The organism is Pseudomonas sp. UBA1879, from assembly GCF_002338065.1.
GTDB lineage: Bacteria > Pseudomonadota > Gammaproteobacteria > Pseudomonadales > Pseudomonadaceae > Aquipseudomonas.
Genome location: NZ_DDHJ01000010.1, coordinates 127,330 through 150,948 on the forward strand (window position 1 = coordinate 127,330; position 23,619 = coordinate 150,948).

A 23,619-nucleotide genomic window follows, 5' to 3' on the forward strand; every position below is an offset into this window, starting at 1 on the left:
GATAAGGGGCGTGGGGATGGTCAGGGTTAAAGCGTCTGCAAGCGGAACATCGCGATCTTGTTAATCTCGGCCAGGGCGCAGGCGAACTCGGTTTGGGCCGGGTTGTGAATGCGCGTCTCGAAGGCCGCGAGGATCTGATGCCGGTTGCTGCCTTTCACCGCCATGATGAAGGGAAAAGCGAACTTGGCTTTGTAGGCGTCGTTCAGCGCGGTGAAGCGTGCAAACTCTTCAGCCGTGCATTGGTGGATACCGGCGCCGGCCTGTTCATTCGTGCTGGCTTCGGTCAGTTGGCCTTGCACGGCGGCTTTGCCGGCAAGATCCGGGTGAGCGTTGATCAGCGCCAGTTGCGTGGCGTGGTCGGCGCTCAACAGGATGTCGCTCATACGGGCGTGCAGGGTCTCGATCTCGTCGAGGCTGTGCAGATCGCCGAGGTCATAGGCTTTTTCAGCGACCCAGGGCGAGTGCTCGTAGATGTCGGCGAAGGCTTCGACGAACGCTTCGCGGCTCAGGGAAGAGGGCGTCAGGGTTTGAAAGCGGCTCACTGGGCGGCTCCTTGCTTCGAATGGGAAGGGCAGGGATGAACCTCGTGCCAGTGGCGGGCGATCTCGACGCGGCGGGCAAACCACACCTGATCGTGACCTTTGACGTACTCAAGGAAACGTTGCAGCGCGGCCAATCGAGCAGGGCGGCCGATCAGCCGACAATGCAGGCCGATGGAGAGCATTTTCGGCGCCTCGTCCCCTTCGGCGTACAACACGTCGAACGCGTCTTTGAGGTACTCGAAAAAGTCGTCGCCCTTGTTGAAACCCTGCACTTGGGTAAAGCGCATGTCGTTGGTGTCCAGGGTGTACGGAATAACGAGGTGTGGCTTGCCGGTCGGCGTGTTTGGCTCCCAGTAGGGCAGGTCGTCGTCGTAGGTGTCGCAGTCGTAGAGAAAGCCGCCTTCTTCCATCACCAGACGCCGGGTGTTGGGGCCGGTGCGACCGGTGTACCAGCCCAGCGGGCGTTGGCCGGTGAGTTCGGTGAGGATGCGGATCGCTTCGAGCATGTGCTCGCGTTCCTCGGCCTCATCCATGTTTTGGTAGTCGATCCAGCGGTAGCCGTGGCTGCAGATCTCGTGGCCGGCTTCGACCATTGCCCGAATCACGTCCGGATGGCGCTGGGCGGCCATGGCCACCGCGAAGATGGTCAGCGGAATATCGAATTGCTTGAACAGCTTGAGGATGCGCCACACCCCGGCACGGCTGCCGTATTCGTACAGCGACTCCATGCTCATGTTGCGCTGACCTTGCAACGGCTGGGCGGCGACCATTTCCGACAGGAACGCTTCGGATTCCTTGTCGCCATGCAACACATTGCGCTCGCCGCCTTCTTCGTAATTCAGTACGAACGACAACGCGATACGGGCATTGCCCGGCCAGCGGGGATGGGGCGGGTTACGGCCGTAACCGATCAGGTCGCGTGGATAGTCGGCGCTCACTGCAATCTTCCTTATCTACGTGTTGTCTGTGACGGCATGGGCATCAATTTGCCTCTGAGCGCAATCGTGACCCGGATGCCGTCGCGGCGATGGAGAGATTGTATACAAGTTTATTCGCAGTTTGTAAGCCTGTTTTTTTGCTTTTCTTGGTCCGAAGGTTGTAGCAAGAAACTTGCCTGAGTGGTCAGAAACCCCAAAATAAAGCCAGTGCAGTCCGTCGTTACCGGCGCTCCGGGCGTTTGGGCCACGCTGCTAAAGTCACGTCCAAAAAAGTAATTTTTATTGTGTACAATTTCTGTTGAAAATGTCTTAATTCGTCATCGCTCGCACTTTTCGAATGCATCACAGCGTTGATAGCAGCACTGAAAAGGTGCGGACCACCCACTCTCAAGCGAGGCACCGACAGGCCATGGGACGATTGACCACACACGTGCTGGACGCCACACACGGCTGCCCCGGCAGCGACATCCGCATTGCTCTGTACCGCGTCGAAGGCGAGCAGCTGGAAAAGCTTGCTGAAGCCGTGACCAACAGCGACGGCCGCTGCGACGCGCCTCTGTTACAGGGCGAGGATTACCGTTCGGGTGTCTACCAGCTGCAATTCAGCGCCGGCGCTTACTACCGTGCCAAAGGCCTGAAGTTGGGCGATCAGCCCTTTCTCGACGTCGTGGTGCTGCGGTTTGGCATCGACGCCGCGCAGGATCATTACCACGTGCCGCTGCTGATCTCGCCTTACAGCTACTCCACGTATCGCGGCAGCTAGGCCAACCCGAGCCACCTGTGACATCGCTTTGCCCCTGTACCTCTTGCCCGCCCACACTGCGGGCTTTTTTTTTGCGCGATACCTATGTACCGCGCGTCCGGTTTCGGTCTGTGAACACTTCCGTGCATCTCACGCACTTGGAGTCCGCCATGACCGGCACCGCTTTACAACCCTCTGATCTGCTGACCGCAGACGAACCCCACGATCAATCCTTGCAGTCACTGCGCATCGTGATGCCCGCCTGGCTGAGCGCCGCCGAGCAGACGGTTCGTGATGAATACGTCCAGCGGCTCACCGAATACCACGTCAGCGCCCAAGCGCTCGAAGGCCATCTGGACCAGGCGCTGCCCTCGTTCGATGATTTCGTTCGAACGCGCATCAAGGCGCGAGTCAAGGCCGATCTGGGGGTCGACCTCGATCCTGATCTCATCACTGTGGCCCTGCCGAAACGGGTCTGGCGCGACTACCGCATCGACCCCCAATACGGGCGGGTGACCCATTATTTCGCCCCGTGGGTCGCCAGCACCGAACGTGAACACCTGACGCTGTCGGCACTGGCCGAACGCAATTTCGCAACGGATGACGCGCAGATGGCGCGGCGCTTCGATTTTGCCGTGGTCCACGGCACCTCACACCTTACAGGCACCTGGCTGCACGCGGTCATTCCGCAGCTGGACGTTGCGCTGCACTACCGCAATTTGCTCAAGGAAGTCTTCCGGCTGGCACGGGCGTCGACGGCGCAACAGCAGCTCGACGTCGAGCGCCTGCTCAAGCCCTATCAGCTCAAGATCGAGCTGGAAGCGTTCGGCGAACTCAATCGCCGGCGCCTGAGCGAAGAGGGGAGCTTGTTGCTGCAACTGGCAGCGCAGTCTCGCTCCCAGGCGGAAAGTGATGCCGCTGGCATTGAGATGAGCTGGCTGCAGTTCAAGCCGGGCACCTCGGCGAGCGGCGAGCAGGACAGCCACACGTTGAGCGGTCTGTGCGCCATTCGCAGCAAAGCCTCGAACCACGCCGTGATCTACCTGCCGGATGCGCCCGGCGATGTGCTGACCATCGAGGGCGCTGATCCCGCATCGGCCAAGTCCCGACTGATTCAGCAGATGATCAGCACGCCTGCGCTGGTGAGTTACCTGGCTCAACGCACGCTGGACGCTCAGCAGGTCGCCGGGCATGTCAGCTACATTAATCAGGCGCTGGCGCGTGGGTTCGAAGGCTTCTTGCAGTTCGTCCCGGCGCTCGACCTGCAACTGGCGGCCCAGCAACTCAATACCCGCGCCTGGATGCTGCACCAGGCGATCCAGAGTCGCGCGCGCACCCGTTTCGACATTCAGACCGAGCAGAACCGCCAGCAAGGCGAGACCTATGTGGGGTACCTGAAAGCCCTGTTAGGTCTGCTTCCCGGCATCGGCACCCTGGTCAGCGTGCAGGACGGCTGGCTGGATGGCCACGACGCCATGCAGGCCTTCAGAGAGGGGCGCCTTGACGACGGCTTGCTGGCATTGGGCAGCACGGCGATGAGCGTGCTGGATGTGGCCCTGTCAGTGATTCCCGGCGCCGCCAGTGTGTTCGTGCTGGGGCGGATGGCCCGCCGTGGCGCAAGGCTGGGCAGTGCGACGCAAGGGTTACGATCACACGTACTCAAGCCGTTCGAAGGCTATGAGGTGACCCGGTCGCTCGCCGATGCGGTGCCGCAATCGGGGCGCGATCTCGGCACGCTGCTCAAGGACGGTCAACTCTGGATCGAGCGTGAAGGACAGGCGTATGAGGTTTACCGGCGCACGGGCGAGCAGACGCTGCGCCTGAGGAAGACCGCCGTTCACGGTTTCGAACCCCCGGTGCGGTTTCACAATGGCGCCTGGGTGTACCACTCGGACGTCGGGCTTAGAGGCGGCATGCGCTCGACCATTGCTGAAACCCTGATCGCGCAGGCCCACGGCGATCCTGCGTTCAAGCACCGGCACGCGCGGGCGTTGCTCGATCAGTTCGAGTTTCCGGCCGATCGTCAGCGCAGGCTGGAGCTGGACATCGCCGTGCACTACCAGAAGCACAAGGCGACCCCGGAATGGGCCGAGGCCTATCGGCGGCCGCCCCAAGCCGAACCACAACCTGGAACCACCGGCAGCAAACGCAAGGATCCACCCACAGCAGAAGGCCAGCAGGCGCGTCCACCTCAACCAGGGTCTTCGGCGCTACTGGACGCGCTGGACGGCGCCGACCGCTGGAAGCGTTGGGGCCGCCCTCTGGATGACGCCGGCAGGCTGCAACAGATCGAGGTGGTTCCACCGATCTTCCGGCTCAAAGACGAACCGGACATCACCTTCGTGCAGATCGACGGCCAGCGATTCGACATCCTGCCCAGCGGGGCGAGCCAGAACCCTTCGATTGTGTTCCTGAAAAGTCCGACGATCCTTGAGGACAGTTTTTCCGGTCTTAACGAAACCATACGCCGGGACCGCTTCAATCAGCCGGGCATGGCGTCTTTCAAGGATGGGCGCTGGACCGTGCACGGCCCGTTGTTCAGGTTGAAAATCCAGCATCTGGTGGAGGAGGCCCGGCCTGGGCTGAGCCCGGTGACCTGCCGGATTCTCGCGGAGAAAATCTACGACGCGGCTGACCAGGGGCACTCAGGGCTGACCGCGACCCGGCTGATCAATATGAAAGCCACCCTCAACGCCTGGAAGAGGGGGCAACTGGCGCCGCTCCCGCAGTTGAATGATCCGCTGTTGATGCTCGAAGGCGCTCATTTCACCGGGATTGGCACCACGACGGCTCGCCTGTGGATCAGTTACGGCCCCTCGATGGTAGATTTCAAACGCCTGGACTTCAGCGTCTTGAAACCTTCATTGGTGACTCTGCTGGACACGGTGACCCATGGTCCGCGTATTGGCGGCTCTGCAAAAACGGCATTGCGCGATTTCATGTCGGCGCTGATCACCGATGGGGGCTATCGGCTGGTGTCTGATGCTGAAGCGGTGCTGCAGACGCGATCGATCATCTTGTTCCGACGTACCGGGCAAGAGCAGCTCTATATGCTCAACACGCATCTCGTATCTGCTGCACAGGTGGAGTTTCCGAACCTCAAGCCGAACGCCGCGGTTCCGTTGTCCAACCGCTGGCTCGATGAGTGGGCGGCAGCGCGCCCGGGCGAAGGTGCGTTGAACACCTTGCTCGAAGCCCGGGATCAGGGACGTCTGGTGAAATTGATCGGGGGAGTGAGAATCGGCAGTCAGCTTGAGCCGGCGCCGCAGGTGTTTATGCAGCGCATTGCCGATTACTGAGGGGGAGGGGTGACGCCGCTGCCAAGTGATCCGGCAGCGGCGCCCAGGGTGTTAATGGCTGAGCAACGCCGCTGTACCCGCGCCACCGAATAGACCTGCGCTGATGCGGTTGAACCAGCTCTGGCCCTTGCCGGTGCGCAGGTAGCGCGCGGCGCCTTGGGCACTCAAGCCGTAAAACAATTTGCAGGCCAGATCCAGCACGGTCCAGGTGATGATCATGGTGATCAACTGGCCAAAGAAGGGTTGGTCAGGCTTGAGGAACTGCGGCAAAAACGCGGCGAAGAACAGGATGTCTTTCGGGTTGCTGCCGCCGAGTACGAAGGCGCGCCAGAACAGCGCGGCAAAGCCCGGATTGCTCACTGCGGCGGGCACTTCTGCACCAACGGCAGGCTGGCGCGATTGCTTCCAGCTCTGCCACCCGAGGTAGAAAAGGTAAAGGCCACCCACGATCTTCAGGGCGCTGAACAGGTGCTCCGATGCCATCAACAAGGCGCCCAAACCAAGGGCCGAGGCGCTGAGCAGGCAGATCGACGCGCAGACCCCGCCGAAAAACGCCGGGTATGAGCGCAGCACGCCATAATTCAGGCTGTTGCCGATCATCAGCAGTGACAGCGGCCCCGGGATCAGAATCACCACCAGCGCGGCACTGCTGAACAGCAGCCAGGTTTCGAGGGTCATGGTTTTTCTCCTTGTTGAAACCATAAAAGCAAAAGCGCTATCAATGAGGAACGTCATGCGCGGATCTACACCCTGTAGGAGCCGGCTTGCTGGCGAACGCAGTGTGTCAGGCAACGTATGCGTATCTGATTCACCGCGTTCGCCAGCAGGCCGGCTCCTTCAGATCATCAGCGTTTACAAAAACACAAACTTGGCAATGAAGATCGCGCACAGCGCCCACAGGCTCACCGAAATCTCCTTGTGACGCCCGGTGCAGGCCTTCAGCACGACATACGTGATAAAGCCCAGCGCAATCCCATCGGCGACCGAAAAGGTCAGCGGCATCATGATAGCGGTGACGATGGCCGGAATTGCGTCGGTGGCCTCGTCCCATTCGATGTGCGCCATGCCGCCCATCATCAGCATCGCCACATAAATCAGCGCGCCAGCCGTGGCGTAGGCCGGGATCATGCCCGCCAGCGGGGCGAAGAACATGGCCGCCACGAACAGCACGGCAACCGTCACGGCGGTCAATCCAGTACGACCGCCAGCGGCCACGCCCGAAGCACTTTCAACGTAGCTGGTCACAGGCGGCACGCCGACCATCGCGCCGAACACGCTTGATGCACTGTCGGCCTTGAGCGCGCGGGACAGGTTTTCGATGCGGCCGTCGTCCTTCACCAGGCCCGCCCGTTGCGCAACACCCATCAGCGTGCCTGCGGTGTCGAACATGTGCACAAACAGAAAGGCCAGCACCACACTGATCATGCTGACGTTGAACACCCCGGCAAGGTCCATGGCCATCCAGGTTGGCGCCAGGCTTGGCGGGGTGGAGAAAATACCGTTGTAATGCACCAGCCCAAGGCCCCACCCGGCGAGGGTCACGGTGATGATGCTGATCAGGATCGCGCCGAACACCCGGTGGTAACTGAGCACGGCGATCATCAGAAAACAGATCGCGGCCAGCAGCGGGCCAGGTTCACGCAAGGAACCGAGCTTGATCAGCGTTGCCGGGCTGTCGACCACGATGCCGGCGGTTTTCAAGCCGATCAGGCCGAGAAACAGCCCGACGCCGGCGCCCATTGCAAATCGCAAGCTGACCGGAATGCTGTTGAGTAGCCATTCGCGGATGCGCGAGAGGGTCAGGATCATGAAGATCACCCCTGAAATAAACACCGCGCCCAGTGCGGTCTGCCAGCTGTAGCCCATGGTGCCGACCACGGTGTAGGTGAAGAACGCGTTCAGTCCCATTCCCGGCGCCAGACCCACCGGCCAGTTGGCGTACAGGCCCATCAACAGACAGCCCAGTGCAGCGGCGATGCAGGTGGCCACAAAAGCGGCGCCGTGGTCGATGCCCGCGTCGGCCATGATGTTGGGGTTGACGAAAATGATGTACGCCATGGTGATGAAGGTCGTGAGGCCTGCCAGCAGCTCGGTCCGAACGGTGGTGCCGTGCAGGCTGAGCTTGAAGAGGCGTTCAAACAGCCCGGTGCGCGGCGAGCCGGTTTCTGCTTGAGTGGCGTTCAGCGGCGTGGCTTCGGTTTTGCGACTTTCCACAGTGAATCCCTCGAAAGGTTTTTGTTGTTTTTTTCAGAGCCGGTAACTGCTCCGTGGGGCGCACCCACCGCCAGCCTTATTTGTTGACTGGGAGGTCAGGAACGAGCACGAGCGAATTATGCTTTTGTATACAAAAAATGCAAATAATGTTTTCTGTTTCAGCGTGGGAATTTACGGGATTGTGTGCATAACCGCGGGATCTGCAGAAATCTGGTCAGGCGCTGTGCACTGTGTACAATGCGCCATTACTTTTACTGTGACTTTGCCTTGATATCTGCTATTGCTTTTGTCATTGCCGTTACGGTCACGGCTTGAATGCCGGATTCAGTTCTCACGAGTGCCCATGAACGATCAGTTGCAACCCCTCAAGAAACAGCCACGCACCGCCAAGGCGGGCCGCAGTGGCACCCAGGACGACATCGTCTACGCGCACATTTTCGAGGCCATCCTCGAACAACGTCTGGCGCCCGGCACCAAGCTTTCCGAAGAAGCCTTGGGTGAGATTTTCGGGGTCAGCCGCACCATCATTCGTCGCGCCCTGTCGCGCCTGGCCCACGAAGGGGTAGTGTTGTTGCGCCCCAATCGCGGCGCCGTCGTCGCCAGCCCGAGCGTGGACGAAGCGCGGCAAGTGTTCTTCGCCCGTCGCATGGTCGAGAAGGCCATCACCGAATTGGCGGTCGAACATGCAACCCCTGAGCAGTTGAATGAACTGCGCAAGATGGTCAGCGACGAGCGCGACAGTTTTTCCCGAGGGGATCGCGGGGCGGGGATTCGTCTCTCAGGCGAGTTTCACTTGAAACTGGCGGAGGCGGCGAAGAATGCGCCGCTGATCAGCTTCCAGCGCAGTCTGGTGTCACAGACCTCGCTGATCATCGCCCAGTACGAAAGCGGCAACCGCTCGCACTGTTCCTACGATGAACACACCCAGTTGATCGATGCCATCGAAGCCCGCGACGCTACGCTGGCCGTGAGCCTGATGATGCACCACATGGACCACATCGACAGCAAACTCAACCTCGACGAGGAAAGCGCCTCCGACGACCTGCACGCGGTGTTCTCACACCTCATGCTGCCGAAGAAAAAATCGGGGCGCAGCACGGCGGTCTGATTGTCCGGGTTCGCCGCAAACCCTGCGGCGAACAAAGCACCAGTAGGAGCGTGGCTTGTCCCGCGATCTGTCGCGCAGCGGCAGCAAATCCAGTCAATGCGGTATTTCAGAAACACCGCATCCGCCGAGTTTCCGACGGGCTCCCCGCCGGTCGCGGGACAAGCCACGCTCCTACAGGCATGCGGTATGTCTTCAAACCGCCGCTCAGCGCTTATGCACCAACACCCCCGCCGCATACGTCTCGCTCACCGTCCGGTCATCCCCCAGCGTCATCAACACGAACAGCTGCTCTTCGATGCTCTTCGCCTGCCTCATGCGGTAGGACAGCAGCGGGGTGGCGTTGAAGTCCAGGACCACGAAATCCGCCTCGGTGCCTGCGTGCAGGTTGCCGATCTTGTCCTCCAGTCGCAGTGCCCGCGCGCCGCCCAGTGTCGCCAGGTACAGCGACTTGAAGGGGCTCAACTTGGCGCCTTGCAGCTGCATCACCTTGTAGGCCTCGTTCAGCGTTTGCAGCAGGGAGAAACTGGTCCCGCCGCCGACATCCGTCCCCAGTCCTACGTTGACTTTGTGCTTTTCCGCCATCGGCAGGTTGAACAGGCCACTGCCGAGGAAGAAGTTGGACGTCGGGCAGAAGGCGATGGCTGACCCGGTTTCCGACAGTCGCTGGCATTCGTCGTCGCACAGATGCACGCCATGGGCGAACACCGAACGCTCGCCCAGCAGCTTGAAGTGGTCGTACACATCCAGGTAATGCTTACGCTCCGGAAACAGCGCTTTCACCCACTCGACTTCCTTGAGGTTTTCGCTGATGTGGGTCTGCATGTAGAGATCGGGGTATTCCGTCAGCAACTGGCCAGCGAGGGTCAGTTGCTCGGGCGTGCTGGTCGGTGCGAAGCGGGGCGTGACTGCGTAATGCAGCCGGCCCTTGCCATGCCAGCGCTCGATCAGCGCCTTGCTGTCGACGTAGCTCGACTCGGCGGTGTCCACCAGATAATCCGGGGCGTTGCGGTCCATCATCACCTTGCCCGCGATCATCCGCAGGTTGAGCTTTTCTGCGGCCGTAAAGAACGCCTCCACCGACTCCTTGTGACGGCTGCCGAATACCAGCGCCGTGGTGGTGCCGTTGCGCAACAGTTCTTTGATGAAGATGTCGGACACTTCGGCGGCATGCGCAGGATCCGAGAACTGGCGCTCGACAGGGAACACGTAAGTGTTGAGCCAGTCGAGCAACTGTTCGCCGTAGGAACCGACCATGCCGGTCTGCGGCAAATGGATGTGAGTGTCGATGAAACCGGCGGTGATCAGCGCGTCGGTGTAGGTCACCACCTCGACATCACTGTCGAGGCTGCCCAGCAGATCCTTGGCGTGACCCACCGCGGAAATCTTGCCGTTCTCTACCACCATCAGACCGTCTTCGAAATACGCGTAGGACGCCTCGGCCCCTACGTCGGCTGGGTCGGCGATGCTGTGGACGATGGCGGCACGGTAGGCTTTCTTTTCAATAGTCATGTCAGAGATTCGTTCTTTTCAAAAGTCATTGAGCCTGGCTGCGACGGGAGACCGGCGTCAGCTTGGCAATGGGTTCAGAGGCCGAGCCTCGCTCGCCGCTTTCGATCCCGAAGCAGGCGTTGTAGGTGGCGATGACTTCAGCCGCGACCGACACGGCAATTTCCATCGGCAATTTGCCTTTCACCTCGGATAACCCCATCGGACAGCGCATGCGCTGGACCAGGGCCGGGTCGAAGCCGCGATCGCGCAGGCGGTGTTCGAATTTCGTGCGCTTGGTCTTCGAGCCAATCAGGCCGAACCAGCTGAAGTCGCCGCGTGTGAGAATGGCGGCGGTCAGTTCCAGGTCCAGCTGATGATTGTGGGTCATGACGATGCAGTAGCTGCCGGCCGGCAGGTTATCCACTTCATCGACAACGTCTTCGTTGACGATTTGGCTCACGCCGTCGGGCAAGTGGGCCGGGAATTCCGTTTCCCGCGAGTCGATCCAGCGCACGCGGCAAGGCAGGCTGGCCAACAGCGGGACCAACGCACGGCCGACATGGCCTGCACCAAACACCGCAATCTGCGCCTGTGGCTGGCCCATGGGCTCGAACAGCAGCACGTTCACCCCGCCGCAGCATTGGCCCAGGCTCGCGCCGAGGCTGAAACGTTCGAGCCGGGTCTGTTGACTGCCACTTTCGAGCATCTCGCGAGCGATGGCCATGGCCTTGTATTCCAGATGGCCGCCACCAATGGTGTCGTAGATCCGCTCGGCGCTGACTACCATTTTCGAGCCGGCATTGCGTGGCGTCGAACCACGCTCCTCGATGATGGTCACCAGCACGCAGGCTTCACCCTGGGTTTGCAACTCGGCGAGAGCGCTGATCCAGTTGTTCATGTGTTTCTCCTGATCGGCATGTGGCAGATCAAAAAATCGTTTGTGTCCGTCATCCCCCATCGCGAGCAAGCCCACTCCTACAAAAGATTGCGCACTACCTGTAGGAGTGAGCTTGCTCGCGATGAGGTCCATGCAGACGGCACTACACCGGTGAAACCGTCCGCTCATGGGCCACGCACTCGGCTTCGGGCGTTGCCACCTTCAATTGGCGCATCTGCTCGCAGCCCCACAACACCCGCTCCGGTGTGGCAGGTGCGTCGATCTTCGGCTGATGCTTGTAATCGCCGAGACTCGCCACGGCGTCCTTGATCGCGCACCACGCCGCAATCCCCAGCATGAACGGCGGTTCGCCCACGGCCTTGGAATGGAACACGGTGTCTTCGGGATTCTTGCGGTTTTCCACCAGCTTTACGCGCAAGTCGGCGGGCATGTCCGCCACCGCCGGAATCTTGTAACCGGCCGGACCGTTGGTCATCAGCTTGCCTTTGGCGTTCCACACCAGCTCTTCGGTGGTCAGCCAGCCCATGCCCTGAATGTAGCCGCCCTCGACCTGACCGATGTCGATGGCCGGGTTCAGGGAGGCGCCGACGTCGTGCAGGATGTCGGTGCGCAACATTTTGTATTCGCCGGTCAGCGTGTCGACGATCACTTCGGTGCACGCCGCGCCAAACGCGAAGTAATAGAACGGCCGCCCCCGCGCCTGACTGCGGTCGTAATAAATCTTCGGCGTCTTGTAATAGCCGGTGCTCGACAGCGACACCTGACCCATCCATGCCTGCTGAGCCAGGGTGTCGAAGCTGATCACCTGCTCGCCGACCCGCACATGCCCGTTGCGGAATTCGACCTGTGCCGCGTCGCACTGGTAGTGTTTCGCGGCAAATTCGATCAGCCGCTGCTTGAGGGTTTCGGCCGCATTCTGCGCCGCCTTGCCGTTCAAGTCAGCGCCGCTGGACGCTGCGGTTGGCGAAGTGTTCGGCACTTTGTCGGTGTTGGTCGCGGTGATCTGCACGCGGCTGATGTCCACCTGAAACACTTCGGCCACCACTTGCGCGACCTTGGTGTTCAGGCCCTGGCCCATCTCGGTGCCGCCGTGGTTCAGGTGGATGCTGCCGTCGGTGTAGATGTGGATCAGCGCACCGGCCTGATTAAGAAAGCTGGCGGTGAAGGAAATGCCGAATTTCACCGGCGTTAGCGCCAGGCCTTTCTTCAGAATCGGGCTGTTGGCGTTGTAGGCCTTGATCGCTTTGCGCCGCTCGGCGTATTGGCTGCTTTCTTCCAGTTCGGCGGTCATTTCTTCGAGCATGTTGTGCTCGACGGTCTGATAGTAGTGGGTGACGTTGCGCTCGGTCTTGCCGTAGTAATTGGCCTTGCGCACAGCCAGCGGGTCCTTGCCCAGATGCCGGGCAATGGCGTCCATCACCTCCTCGATGGCAACCATCCCTTGCGGGCCGCCGAAGCCACGGTAGGCCGTGTTCGACGCGGTGTTGGTCTTGCAGCGGTGGCCGTTGATGGTGGCATCGCCGAGGTAATACGAATTGTCAGCGTGAAACATCGCGCGGTCGACGATCGAGGCCGAGAGGTCAGGCGAACAGCCGCAGTTCCCGGCCAGCTCCAGTTGGATGCCGTGCAAACGGCCGTCGTTGTCGAAGCCCACGTCGTACTCGACGTAAAACGGGTGGCGCTTGCCGGTCATGATCATGTCTTCCACGCGCGGCAACCGCATCTTGGTCGGCTGGCCGGTCAGGCGTGCGATCACCGCGCACAGGCAAGCAGGGCTGGCGGCCTGGGTTTCCTTGCCGCCAAACCCGCCGCCCATGCGGCGCATGTCCACCACGACTTTATTCATCGACACGTCGAGCACTTCAGCCACCAGCTTCTGCACTTCGGTGGGGTTCTGCGTAGAGCAATAAACGATCATGCCGCCGTCTTCGGTCGGCATCACCGAGGAGATTTGCGTCTCCAGATAAAAGTGTTCCTGGCCGCCGATGTGCAGCGTGCCTTGAATGCGATTGGGCGCGGTTTCCAGTGCCACGGCTGAATCGCCCCGCTGATGGGTGTGGCTGTCGAGTACGAAATGCTGCTTGCGATAAGCCTCGACCACGTCCAGCACCGGCTCCAGATCTTCGTATTCGATGATCGCCGCCATTGCCGCCTTGCGCGCGGTGTCCAGGTCCCGAGCGGCCACAGCGATCACCGGCTGGCCGACGAACTCGACCTTGTCGATGGCCAACAGCGGGTCACCGGGCAACAGTGGCCCGATGTCCTTCAGGCCGGGAATGTCTTCGTGGGTGATGGCGATGCGCACGCCTTCGAAGTCGTAGCAGGGTGAGACATCGACGCTGACGATACGCGCGTGGGCCCGGTCGGACAGCCGCGCGTAAACGTGCAGTTGATTGGGGAATTCGAGCCGGTCATCGATGTAAATCGCTTCACCCGAGACGTGTTTGTCGGCGCTGTCATGCTTGATGCTACGGCCGACACCGGTGGAAAGGTCCTGTTGAAACAGCGCAATCAGTTCTTCCTGGGTTTTCTGGGGAGCGTGATTAGACATAGTCGGTCACCCGCGTTTCGATGTGTGGCGTTTGCAGCTCGATGAAGTATTTGCGCAGCAGGTTTTGTGCGCTCAACAGGCGGTATTCCTTGGTGGCGCGGAAGTCCGACAGCGGGGTGAAATCCTGCGCCAGTGCGGCACAGGCGCGTTCGACCGTGGCCGACGTCCAGGGTTGGCCGATCAAGGCCTTTTCACAATTCGCCGCGCGTTTCGGGATCGCGGCCATGCCGCCGAACGCCGCACGGGCATCGACGATGGCGCCGTTTTCCACCTGCACACGAAATGCCGCGCAGACCGCCGAAATATCGTCGTCCAGGCGTTTCGAGACTTTGTAAGCGCGGAAGGCCTGCTTCGCATTGGCCTTGGGCAGGATGATCTTTTCGATGAACTCGCTTTCCTGCCGCGCGGTGACGCGGTAATCGATGAAGTAATCCTCCAGCGCCAGCGTGCGGGTTTCCTTGCCTTTGCGCAGGACGATGCTGGCGCCCAAGGCGATCAGCAGGGGAGGCGAGTCGCCAATCGGCGAGGCGTTGCCGATGTTGCCGCCCAGCGTGCCTTGATTACGGATTTGCAGCGACGCGAAACGGTGCAGCAATTCGCCAATGTCCGGGTATTCGTGGCTCAGCGCCTCGTAGCAATCGGTCAGGGCGGTGGCCGCGCCGATTTCGAGGCGATCGTCGAAGTGTTCGATTTTTTTCATATCGGCCACATTGCCGACGTAGATCATCACGGGCAGCGTGCGGTGGAATTGCGTGACTTCCAGCGCGAGGTCGGTGCCGCCTGCCAACAGCCGGGCCTGGGGGTAGGCATCGTAGAGGTCGGCCAGGTCGGCGACTGTCAGCGGGACGAGGCAGCGTTTGTCGCCGCTGTTCAACTCGGCGGTTTGCGCAGGTTTGATGGCTTTCAGGCGGGCGATGGTCTGCGCCTTGAGGGCATCAAACTGATCGGTTGGGCGCTGTTGACCGCAAGCCTGTTCGGCGGCGGCGAGGATCGGGCGATAGCCGGTGCAGCGGCACAGGTTGCCGGCCAGGGCTTCGTGAGCCTGCGCGCTGTCGGCGCACGTGCTGTTTTTTTGCAGCGCGAACAGCGACATCACGAAGCCCGGCGTGCAGAACCCGCATTGTGAGCCATGGCACTCGACCATGGCCTTCTGCACGCTGTGCAGCTCGCCCCGATGTTTGAGGTCTTCGACACTGATCAGCTGTTTGCCGTGCAGCGACGCCACGAAGGTCAGGCAGGCGTTCAGGCTGCGATAGCTCAGATGCTCCTGGCCATCGTCGTCGGTGGTCAATTCGCCCACCACCACGGTGCAGGCGCCGCAGTCGCCGCTGGCGCAGCCTTCCTTGGTGCCGGACTTATGCAAATGCTCACGCAGGTAGTTGAGCACCGTAAGGTTAGGGTCCAGCGCATGCTCGGTTTTCAATGTCTGGTTCAGTAGAAACTGGATCACCGGTTGTGCCTCGTTTTTCTTTTAATTGAAGGGGTCATCGAACCTGTCGATGAATCTATCAGCTTTGACTATTGGGTCAATTAAAATCTGACCTTTAAGTCAAGAAATGGGGATTTGCCGGGACTTGCCGATTAACGGCGGCCTGCCATTGCAACGAAACGCTACGCCTGCGCTCAATGTTTTGCTTATTTCGTGCCACTTTGCACGACATGGCCCTGCGCCACAGGTATCCAGTGCGATACACTGCCGCGCTTGTGTACCGCAATGGGTTTAAAGGAAAGAAATGACGTTCAAGGCACCGGACAGCCTCGCTGAGCAGATCGCTCATCACCTTGCCGAGCGAATCATTCGTGGCGAGCTCAAGCCAGGCGAGCGGATTCAGGAGCAGAAGGTCACGCAGGCCCTCAACGTCAGCCGCGGTTCGGTCCGCGAAGCGTTGCTGATCCTCGAACGCCGCCACCTGATCGCGATCCTGCCGCGCCGAGGCGCGCAGGTGACGGTCCTGACGCCGCACAACATCCAGAGCCTTTGCGCGTTGATGAGCGAGCTGTACATTTTGCTCGGTCTGGCGGTGGCGAAAAGCTGGCGCGAGCAGACTGACCTCGCGCCTTTCCTGCAAATCCAGCAGCGGCTCATCGCCAGTTGCGAGCGCGGCGATGTGAAGAATTTCGTCGAAGACAGCTTCAATGTGATGCGCGCCGCGTTCCCGTTCGCCAACAACCCTTATCTGCAGGAAACCGTCGAGAACCTTCAGCCGTCCATGAGCCGCTTCTATTATTTGGCGCTGGCGCAGCGCCAGGCGGAGATGAGCGAATACCTGACCCTGTTCGGCCAACTGCTTGAAGCGGTCGTGGCCCGGGATCTGGCGCGCATTCGCGCCGTGCTAACCGCGTACGCCGAGCGCAGCTGCCAATCCATTCTTTGCGCCCTGGCGGCCAGCTGACCCATGCGGCTCAAGTGCATCAGGCTGGCCGGGTTCAAGTCCTTCGTCGACCCGACGACGGTGAATTTCCCCAGCAACATGGCGGCCGTGGTCGGCCCCAATGGATGCGGCAAATCCAACATCATTGACGCGGTGCGCTGGGTCATGGGCGAAAGCTCGGCCAAGAACCTGCGCGGCGAGTCGATGACCGACGTCATCTTCAACGGCTCCACCAGCCGCAAACCGGTGAGCCAGGCCAGCATCGAACTGGTGTTCGACAACTCGGACAGCACCCTGGTCGGCGAATACGCGGCGTACGCGGAAATCTCGATCCGGCGCAAGGTCACCCGCGACAGCCAGAACACCTATTACCTCAACGGCAGCAAATGCCGTCGTCGCGACATCACCGACATCTTTCTCGGCACCGGCCTCGGCCCGCGCAGCTATTCGATCATCGAGCAGGGCATGATCTCCAAGCTGATCGAAGCCAAGCCCGAGGACCTGCGCAATTTCATCGAGGAAGCGGCCGGCATCTCCAAGTACAAGGAGCGCCGTCGCGAAACCGAGAACCGCATTCGTCGGACCCACGAAAACCTGGCGCGCCTGACGGACCTGCGCGAGGAGCTCGAGCGCCAGTTGGAGCGTCTGCACCGACAGGCCCAGGCGGCCGAGAAGTATCAGGAATACAAAGCCGAAGAGCGTCAATTGAAGGCGCAACTGTCGGCCCTGCGCTGGCAGGCGCTGAACGATCAGGTGGCGCAGCGCGAGTCGATCATCGGCACCCAGGAAGTCAGTTTCGAAGCCTTGGTGGCCGATCAGCGTAGCGCTGACGCCGCCATCGAACGCCTGCGAGACGGCCATCACGAGTTGTCCGAGCGCTTCAATCTCGTGCAGGGGCGCTTCTATTCGGTGGGTGGCGACATCGCGCGCAACGAGCAAAGCATCCAGCACGGCCAGCAGCGCTTGCGGCAGTTGCAGGACGACCTGCGCGAAGCCGAGCGCGCGCGGCAAGAGACTGAGTCGCATCTGGGGCACGACCGCACGTTGCTGGCGACCCTCGGCGAAGAGCTGGAAATGCTCGAACCCGAGCAGGAAATGACCCTCGCCGCCGCTGAAGAATCGGCCGCCGCGCTGGAAGACGCCGAAACCGCGATGCAGGCGTGGCAGGAAAAGTGGGACGCGTTCAACCTGAGTTCCGCCGAGCCTCGGCGTCAGGCCGAGGTGCAGCAGTCGCGCATCCAGCAGTTGGAAACCAGCATGGAGCGTCTGGCCGAGCGTCAGCGTCGCCTCGGCGAAGAGCGCCAGTTGTTGGCCGCCGATCCGGAAGACGCGGCGATTCTCGACCTCAGCGAAGAGCTTGCCGCCCGGGAAATGGCCTTTGAGGATTTGACCGCCGAGGAAGAGCAGCTCGTCGAGCGCCTCGAGCAATTGCGGGTCGAGTTGCAGCAGGCAACGCAGGCCCAACAGCAGGCTCAAGGCGATTTGCAACGACTTAACGGCCGCATCGCGTCGCTGGAAGCCTTGCAACAGGCAGCGCTCGATCCGGGGAAGGGCACCGCTGAGTGGCTGCGCGATCACCAGTTGAGTGAGCGTCCCCGTCTGGCGGAAGGCTTGCGGGTGGAAGCGGGTTGGGAACTGGCGGTGGAAACCGTGCTCGGGGCTGACCTGCACGCGGTGTTGGTCGACGACTTTGCGGGCCTCGATCTGGCCGGTTTCAGTCAGGGTGACTTGCGGCTGGTCAGTCCCTCGAAGGACATCGCGCGCATCCCCGGCAGCCTGCTGGACAAAGTCGACACTCAGGTTGACCTGACCGCCTGGCTGGGGTCGGTGAAACCGGTGGACACCCTCGACGATGCCCTGTCGCTGCGCGGTCAACTGAACGCAGGACAGAGCCTGATCAGCCGCGACGGCTATTGGGTCGGGCGTGATTTTCTTCGGGTCCGTCGGGCCAGCGAAGCCGAAAGCGGCGTGCTGGCGCGGGGGCAGGAATTGCAGCGCCTCGAAGCCGAGCGCGACGAGCGGGAAGCGACCCTCGCGGCTTTGGAAGACCAGCTGCTGACCCAGCGCGAGCAGCAACGCGCGCAGGAAGACACCCGTGAACAATTGCGCCGTCGCCTGCAGGACGAAACCCGTCAGCAAAGTGAACTCAAGGCCCAACTGTCGGCGGCCAAAGCCAAGGTCGAGCAGCTGACCTTGCGCCGCAGCCGTCTGGATGAAGAGCTGACCGAGCTCGGCGAACAACGCGCCATCGAGCAGGAAAGCCTCGGCGAATCGCGCCTGCAATTGCAGGACGCCCTCGACAGCATGGCGCTCGACACCGAGCAACGCGAACTGCTGCTGGCCCAACGCGACAGCCTGCGTGAACGGTTGGATCGGGTGCGTCAGGAAGCCCGTCAGCACAAGGACCACGGCAACCAACTGGCCGTGCGCCTGAGTTCGCTGCGCGCCCAGCACGACTCGACGCGCCAGGCGCTGGAGCGTCTGGAGATGCAGTCCGAGCGGCTGACCGAGAAGCGCGAGCAACTGAACCTCGGGCTGGAGGAGGGCGCCGCGCCGCTGGAAGAACTGCGCCTGAAGCTCGAAGAATTGCTGGAAAAACGCATGGTCGTCGACGACGAAATGCGCGTTGCGAAAAACGCCCTGGAAGACGCCGACCGCGAACTGCGCGAAGCGGAAAAACGCCGGACCCAGGCCGAGCAACAATCGCAACTTTTGCGCGGTCAGCTGGAACAGCAGCGCCTTGAATGGCAATCCCTGACCGTGCGCCGTAAGGCTCTACAAGAGCAGTTGCATGAGGATGGCTACGATTTGAACGGCGTGTTGGCGACGCTGACGCCGGAGGCCAGCGAGCAAGCGGCCGAAGATGAGCTGAGCCGAATCGATGGTCGGATTCAGCGTCTGGGCGCGATCAACTTGGCGGCCATTGACGAATACCAGCAGCAATCCGAGCGCAAACGGTATCTGGACGCTCAGGACGCCGACCTCGTCGAAGCCCTGGACACGCTGGAAAACGTCATTCGCAAGATCGACAAAGAAACGCGCAATCGCTTCAAAGAGACCTTTGATCAGATAAACAGCGGAATTCAGGCACTTTTTCCAAAAGTTTTCGGTGGTGGCAGCGCTTACTTGGAACTGACGGGCGAAGATTTACTCGATACAGGGGTGACGATCATGGCGCGTCCTCCCGGCAAGAAAAACAGCACGATCCATTTGCTGTCCGGCGGCGAAAAAGCCCTGACCGCATTGGCACTGGTGTTCGCCATTTTCAAACTCAACCCGGCGCCGTTCTGCATGCTCGACGAAGTCGATGCGCCGCTGGACGACGCCAACGTGGGCCGCTACGCCCGACTGGTCAAGGAGATGTCGCAAACCGTGCAGTTCATCTACATCACCCACAACAAGATCGCCATGGAAATGGCCGATCAACTGATGGGCGTCACCATGCATGAGCCCGGGTGTTCGCGCCTTGTGGCAGTGGACGTTGAGGAGGCGATGGCGCTGGTGGATGCGTAGCGGGTGGCAATAGGTCGAATGGAGTGAGCGCAAAAGTGGCGCATTGACGATGCGGCGCAGGATTCACCGTCGCGGCAGTACTGAAGCTTGCGACATGCCAGATGTAACAGACGGTGTAAAGTTACCTTTGGTCGTGCTAGCTTAATGTCCACTTTTTCGTGTTGCGTGGGTAAAAGGCCATTCAGAACAGAGAGTTGGCTCCACGTTTTAAAGGGGTTTACGCCCTTAATTTTCAGAATTTTCATTAGAGGCACGGGATTACATGGAAATCGGTCTGCGAGAGTGGCTGATCGTCATCGGCATTATTGTCATTGCCGGTATTCTTTTTGACGGCTGGCGCCGGATGCGCGGCGGGAAAGGCAAGCTGAAATTCAGGCTGGACCGCAGCTTCTCCAATCTGCCGGACGACGAAGAAGGTTCGTCCGCCGAAGTGCTTGGCCCTGCGCGTGTCCTCGAAACCCACAAAGAACCCCAGCTCGACGAGCACGATTTGCCGACCATGAGCGCGGCGCGCGAGCGGCCTGAGCGCCCCGAGCGTGAGAGCAAACGCGGCAAGCGCAAGGACGAGCCGCAGCAGGGCGACCTCAACCTCGATACCGACGGTCCGAGCCTGTTCAGCGCCCGTGACGATGACTTCCCGGATGACAAGGCGCCTCAGCGCGTCACCGAGGAAAAGGATCTGGCGCCGGTCGAGGAAGTGTTGGTCATCAGCGTGATCTCCCGTGACGAGAGCGGTTTCAAAGGCCCTGCGCTGCTGCAGAACATTCTGGAAAGCGGCCTGCGCTTTGGCGAAATGGACATTTTCCATCGCCACGAGAGCATGGCCGGCAACGGCGAAGTGCTGTTCTCCATGGCCAACGCGGTCAAGCCGGGCGTCTTCGACCTGGACGACATCGACCATTTCAGCACCCGCGCCGTGAGCTTCTTCCTCGGCCTGCCCGGCCCGCGTCATCCGAAGCAGGCGTTCGATGTGATGGTAGCCGCAGCTCGCAAGCTGGCCCATGAACTGAACGGCGAATTAAAAGATGATCAGCGCAGCGTCATGACCGCGCAGACCATCGAACACTACCGCCAGCGCATCGTCGAATTCGAACGCCGCGCGCTGACGCAGCGTCGTTGATTGAACGACGCAATCCTGTAGGAGCGTGGCTCGTCCCGCGATCTGTCGCGAAGCGGCAGCAAACCCGGCAAACGCGTTTGTCCAGAGGTACCGCATTAACGGAGGTTGCGACGGGTTCCCCGTCGATCGCGGGACAAGCCACGCTCCTACAGGTTTTGCACGACCACGAATGAGCAGCTCCGGCTGCTCTTTTGCTTTTTCGAGAACACACACATGAACGCTGCCGAACAACGCATCCTTGAACTCCGTGCAGAGCTGGATCAACACAACTACCGCTACCACGTCCTCGACGAGCCGAGCATTCCGGACGTTGAATACGATCGCCTGTTCCACGAACTCAAGGCACTGGAGGCGGACAACCCGCACTTGGTGACCCCGGATTCGCCGACCCAGCGCGTCGGCAGTGCGGCATTGTCAGCGTTCACTCAAGTGCGTCATGAAATCCCGATGCTCAGTCTCGGCAACGCTTTCGAAGAAAACGACCTGCGCGAGTTCGACCGCCGCGTGAACGAAGGTCTCGACCTTCCGGTGGGTGACCTTTTGGGCAGAGGGGCCAAGGTCGAGTACAGCTGCGAACCCAAGCTCGACGGCCTCGCCGTGAGCCTCTTGTATCAGAACGGGGCGTTGGTGCGTGGTGCCACTCGCGGCGACGGCACCACCGGTGAGGACATCAGCGTCAACGTTCGCACTGTGCGCAACATCCCGCTCAAGCTGCACGGCAAGGGCTGGCCGGAAACCCTGGAAGTGCGCGGCGAAGTGTTCATGTCCAAAGCCGGTTTCGAACGCCTGAACGCCAGCCAGCTGGAAGTCGGCGGCAAGACGTTCGCCAACCCGCGCAACGCCGCCGCCGGCAGCCTGCGTCAGCTCGATTCGAAGATTACCGCCAATCGCCCATTGGAATTCTGCTGTTACGGCATTGGCCAGGTGTCCCACGACATCGCCGACAGCCACATCGGCAACCTTGAGCAATTGAAGGCTTGGGGCATGCCGATCAGCCGCGAGCTGAAAGTCGCCAAAGGCGTCGAAGACTGCCTGGCGTATTACCACGACATCGGCGAGCGTCGCCTGTCGCTGCCCTATGAAATCGACGGCGTGGTGTTCAAAGTCAACAGCATCGCCTCGCAACGGGAACTGGGCTTCCGCGCTCGCGAGCCGCGCTGGGCCATCGCCCATAAATTCCCGGCCATGGAAGAGCTCACCGAATTGCTCGACGTCGAATTTCAGGTGGGCCGTACGGGTGCGGTGACGCCTGTTGCGCGTCTGAAGCCGGTCAAGGTGGCGGGGGTGACGGTGGCCAACGCGACCCTGCACAACATGGACGAAGTGGCGCGGTTGGGCCTGATGATCGGTGACACCGTGATCATCCGCCGTGCCGGTGACGTGATTCCGCAGGTTGTGCAAGTGGTGCTGGAGCGCCGGCCGGAGGATGCGCGCCAAGTCGAGATCCCGCGAACCTGCCCGGTGTGCGGCTCGCAAGTCGAACGCACGCAACTGATCAAGCGCAGCAAGGGCAAGGAAACCGTCAGTGAAGGTGCCGTCTACCGCTGCGTCGGGCGTCTGGCCTGCGGCGCGCAGCTCAAGCAGGCGATCATCCACTACGTGTCGCGCCGGGCGATGGACATCGAAGGCCTGGGCGACAAAACCATCGAACAGCTGGTGGACGAGAAGCTCATCGGCTCGCCGGCCGACCTCTACAAACTGGAATACGAGCAGATCATCGATCTGGAAGGCTTCGCCGAAATCTCCAGCAAAAAGCTGCTCAAGGCCATCGACGACAGCAAAAAGCCGACCCTGGCGCGCTTTATCTATGCGCTGGGCATTCCCGACGTCGGCGAAGAAACGGCCAAAGTGCTGGCCCGCTCGCTGGGTTCGTTGGAGAAAGTCAGAGTCGCGCTGCCGGAAGTGCTCACCTACCTGCCGGACATTGGCCTGGAAGTGGCCCACGAAATCCATAGCTTTTTCGAGGACGATCACAACCAGAACGTTATCGGCGCGTTGCTGGGCGAGTGCCAGATGGAATTGCAGGATGTGGGCGAGCTAGGCGCCGAATTTGCCGCCAGCGCGACCTTGGGCGGCATGCTCGACAAGCTGAACATTCCGTCAGTGGGGCCGGGGGCCGCGCAGAAACTGGCGGACAAGTTCGGCACCTTGGAAAGCGTGGTCAAAGCCGACTGGCTGGACATGCGTCAGACCTTGCCGGAAAAGCAGGCGCAATCGGTCAGAGCGTTCTTCGACATCACGGAAAACGCCGAACGCGCCCTCAAGATCGAACAGCAGCTCAAAGCCTTCGGCATGCACTGGCAAAGCGAGAAAAAGACCGTTGAAGGCCTGCCGCTCACGGGCCAGACCTGGGTGCTGACCGGTTCGCTGGAACTGATGAGTCGCGACATCGCCAAGGAAAAACTCGAAAGCCTCGGCGCCAAGGTTTCCGGGTCGGTTTCGGCGAAAACCCACACCGTCGTGGCAGGGCCGGGGGCCGGGTCCAAACTCACCAAGGCCAACGAACTGGGGCTGAAGGTGCTGGATGAAGAAGCGTTCGTGGCGTTTCTCAAGAAGCACCACGTCTCTGTGGAGTGACTCACGCTTGAGTGCGGTAGATGAACGCCTCGTGCCCAACGCTGATCCCGTAGGTGCAGCCGGAGGTGTGTATCGGCCGCGAAGGCGGTAGGTCTGGTGATTGGGGTGTGTCTGTAACACCGCCTCGCTGCCGTCGTGCCTCCGGCGTCTCCTACAGATGTGTGGCGTGTTCGAGGTTTGTATCTGGCGCTGAAAATGTCAGTGCGGCCAATGAACGCCTCGTGTCCAACGCTGATCCCGTAGGAGCAGCCGGAGGC

15 protein-coding genes are annotated in these 23,619 nt (G+C 61.0%); 7 read left to right on the plus strand and 8 right to left on the minus strand.

Going from position 1 to position 23,619, the window contains the following annotated elements; genetic code table 11:
* Positions 1 to 26 precede the first annotated feature (26 nt).
* Entirely contained in the window at positions 27 to 542 is a 516-nt protein-coding gene (gene uraD / locus B3N48_RS09855) for a 2-oxo-4-hydroxy-4-carboxy-5-ureidoimidazoline decarboxylase (RefSeq protein ID WP_296182715.1), read from the minus strand.
* Positions 539 to 1,480 carry an allantoinase PuuE gene (gene puuE, locus B3N48_RS09860; RefSeq protein WP_296182717.1) on the minus strand — a complete coding sequence of 314 codons (942 nt, stop codon included), beginning with the start codon at positions 1,478 to 1,480 and terminating at the stop codon, positions 539 to 541. Before puuE ends, uraD begins: the two co-directional genes overlap by 4 nt.
* Before the next feature lie 409 nt (positions 1,481 to 1,889).
* Here puuE and uraH point away from each other — a divergent pair, with 409 nt between their 5' ends.
* Together uraH and B3N48_RS09870 are read left to right on the plus strand one after the other, a co-directional pair.
* Positions 1,890 to 2,243, plus strand: a complete 354-nt coding sequence (uraH, locus tag B3N48_RS09865) for a hydroxyisourate hydrolase (protein ID WP_296182720.1) — start codon at positions 1,890 to 1,892, stop codon at positions 2,241 to 2,243.
* A gap of 149 nt (positions 2,244 to 2,392) precedes the next feature.
* Complete coding sequence (locus B3N48_RS09870) at positions 2,393 to 5,521, plus strand: dermonecrotic toxin domain-containing protein (RefSeq protein WP_296182724.1); 3,129 nt, start codon at positions 2,393 to 2,395, stop codon at positions 5,519 to 5,521.
* Positions 5,522 to 5,572: 51 nt separating this feature from the next.
* Here B3N48_RS09870 and B3N48_RS09875 read toward each other — a convergent pair whose 3' ends face one another.
* Both B3N48_RS09875 and B3N48_RS09880 read right to left on the minus strand, forming a co-directional pair.
* On the minus strand, positions 5,573 to 6,199 hold the full coding sequence (locus B3N48_RS09875; protein ID WP_296182726.1) for a LysE family translocator: 627 nt from the start codon (positions 6,197 to 6,199) through the stop codon (positions 5,573 to 5,575).
* A 174-nt stretch (positions 6,200 to 6,373) separates the two neighbouring features.
* The gene (locus B3N48_RS09880; RefSeq protein ID WP_414704219.1) at positions 6,374 to 7,735 is read right to left on the minus strand and encodes an NCS2 family permease; all 1,362 of its coding nucleotides are present in this window, start codon (positions 7,733 to 7,735) and stop codon (positions 6,374 to 6,376) included.
* A gap of 343 nt (positions 7,736 to 8,078) precedes the next feature.
* Between B3N48_RS09880 and B3N48_RS09885 the strand changes: the two genes are divergently transcribed.
* A complete protein-coding gene (locus B3N48_RS09885; protein ID WP_296182729.1) occupies positions 8,079 to 8,843 on the plus strand; it encodes a GntR family transcriptional regulator in 765 nt (254 codons plus the stop codon).
* A 204-nt stretch (positions 8,844 to 9,047) separates the two neighbouring features.
* Here the strand turns inward: B3N48_RS09885 and guaD are convergent, their stop codons facing one another.
* The 4 genes from guaD to xdhA form a co-directional block, all read right to left on the minus strand.
* The gene (gene guaD / locus B3N48_RS09890; protein WP_296182732.1) at positions 9,048 to 10,352 is read right to left on the minus strand and encodes a guanine deaminase; all 1,305 of its coding nucleotides are present in this window, start codon (positions 10,350 to 10,352) and stop codon (positions 9,048 to 9,050) included.
* Between the two features lie 25 nt (positions 10,353 to 10,377).
* Positions 10,378 to 11,229 (minus strand): xanthine dehydrogenase accessory protein XdhC, encoded by an 852-nt coding sequence (gene xdhC, locus B3N48_RS09895; protein ID WP_296182734.1) that lies wholly within the window; start codon positions 11,227 to 11,229, stop codon positions 10,378 to 10,380.
* Between the two features lie 142 nt (positions 11,230 to 11,371).
* Entirely contained in the window at positions 11,372 to 13,780 is a 2,409-nt protein-coding gene (gene xdhB / locus B3N48_RS09900; protein ID WP_296182736.1) for a xanthine dehydrogenase molybdopterin binding subunit, read from the minus strand.
* Positions 13,773 to 15,230, minus strand: a complete 1,458-nt coding sequence (xdhA, locus tag B3N48_RS09905) for a xanthine dehydrogenase small subunit (RefSeq protein ID WP_296182738.1) — start codon at positions 15,228 to 15,230, stop codon at positions 13,773 to 13,775. The genes xdhB and xdhA overlap by 8 nt, the downstream gene beginning before the upstream one ends.
* Before the next feature lie 283 nt (positions 15,231 to 15,513).
* Between xdhA and B3N48_RS09910 the strand changes: the two genes are divergently transcribed.
* The 4 genes from B3N48_RS09910 to ligA all read left to right on the plus strand — a co-directional run bounded on the left by B3N48_RS09910 (position 15,514) and on the right by ligA (position 23,362).
* Entirely contained in the window at positions 15,514 to 16,173 is a 660-nt protein-coding gene (locus B3N48_RS09910) for a GntR family transcriptional regulator (RefSeq protein WP_296182741.1), read from the plus strand.
* A 3-nt stretch (positions 16,174 to 16,176) separates the two neighbouring features.
* Positions 16,177 to 19,665 (plus strand): chromosome segregation protein SMC, encoded by a 3,489-nt coding sequence (gene smc / locus B3N48_RS09915; protein ID WP_296182744.1) that lies wholly within the window; start codon positions 16,177 to 16,179, stop codon positions 19,663 to 19,665.
* 262 nt (positions 19,666 to 19,927) lie between these two features.
* The gene (zipA, locus tag B3N48_RS09920) at positions 19,928 to 20,785 is read left to right on the plus strand and encodes a cell division protein ZipA (RefSeq protein WP_296182747.1); all 858 of its coding nucleotides are present in this window, start codon (positions 19,928 to 19,930) and stop codon (positions 20,783 to 20,785) included.
* A 213-nt stretch (positions 20,786 to 20,998) separates the two neighbouring features.
* A complete protein-coding gene (gene ligA, locus B3N48_RS09925; RefSeq protein ID WP_296182750.1) occupies positions 20,999 to 23,362 on the plus strand; it encodes an NAD-dependent DNA ligase LigA in 2,364 nt (787 codons plus the stop codon).
* The last annotated feature ends 257 nt before the right edge of the window (positions 23,363 to 23,619 follow it).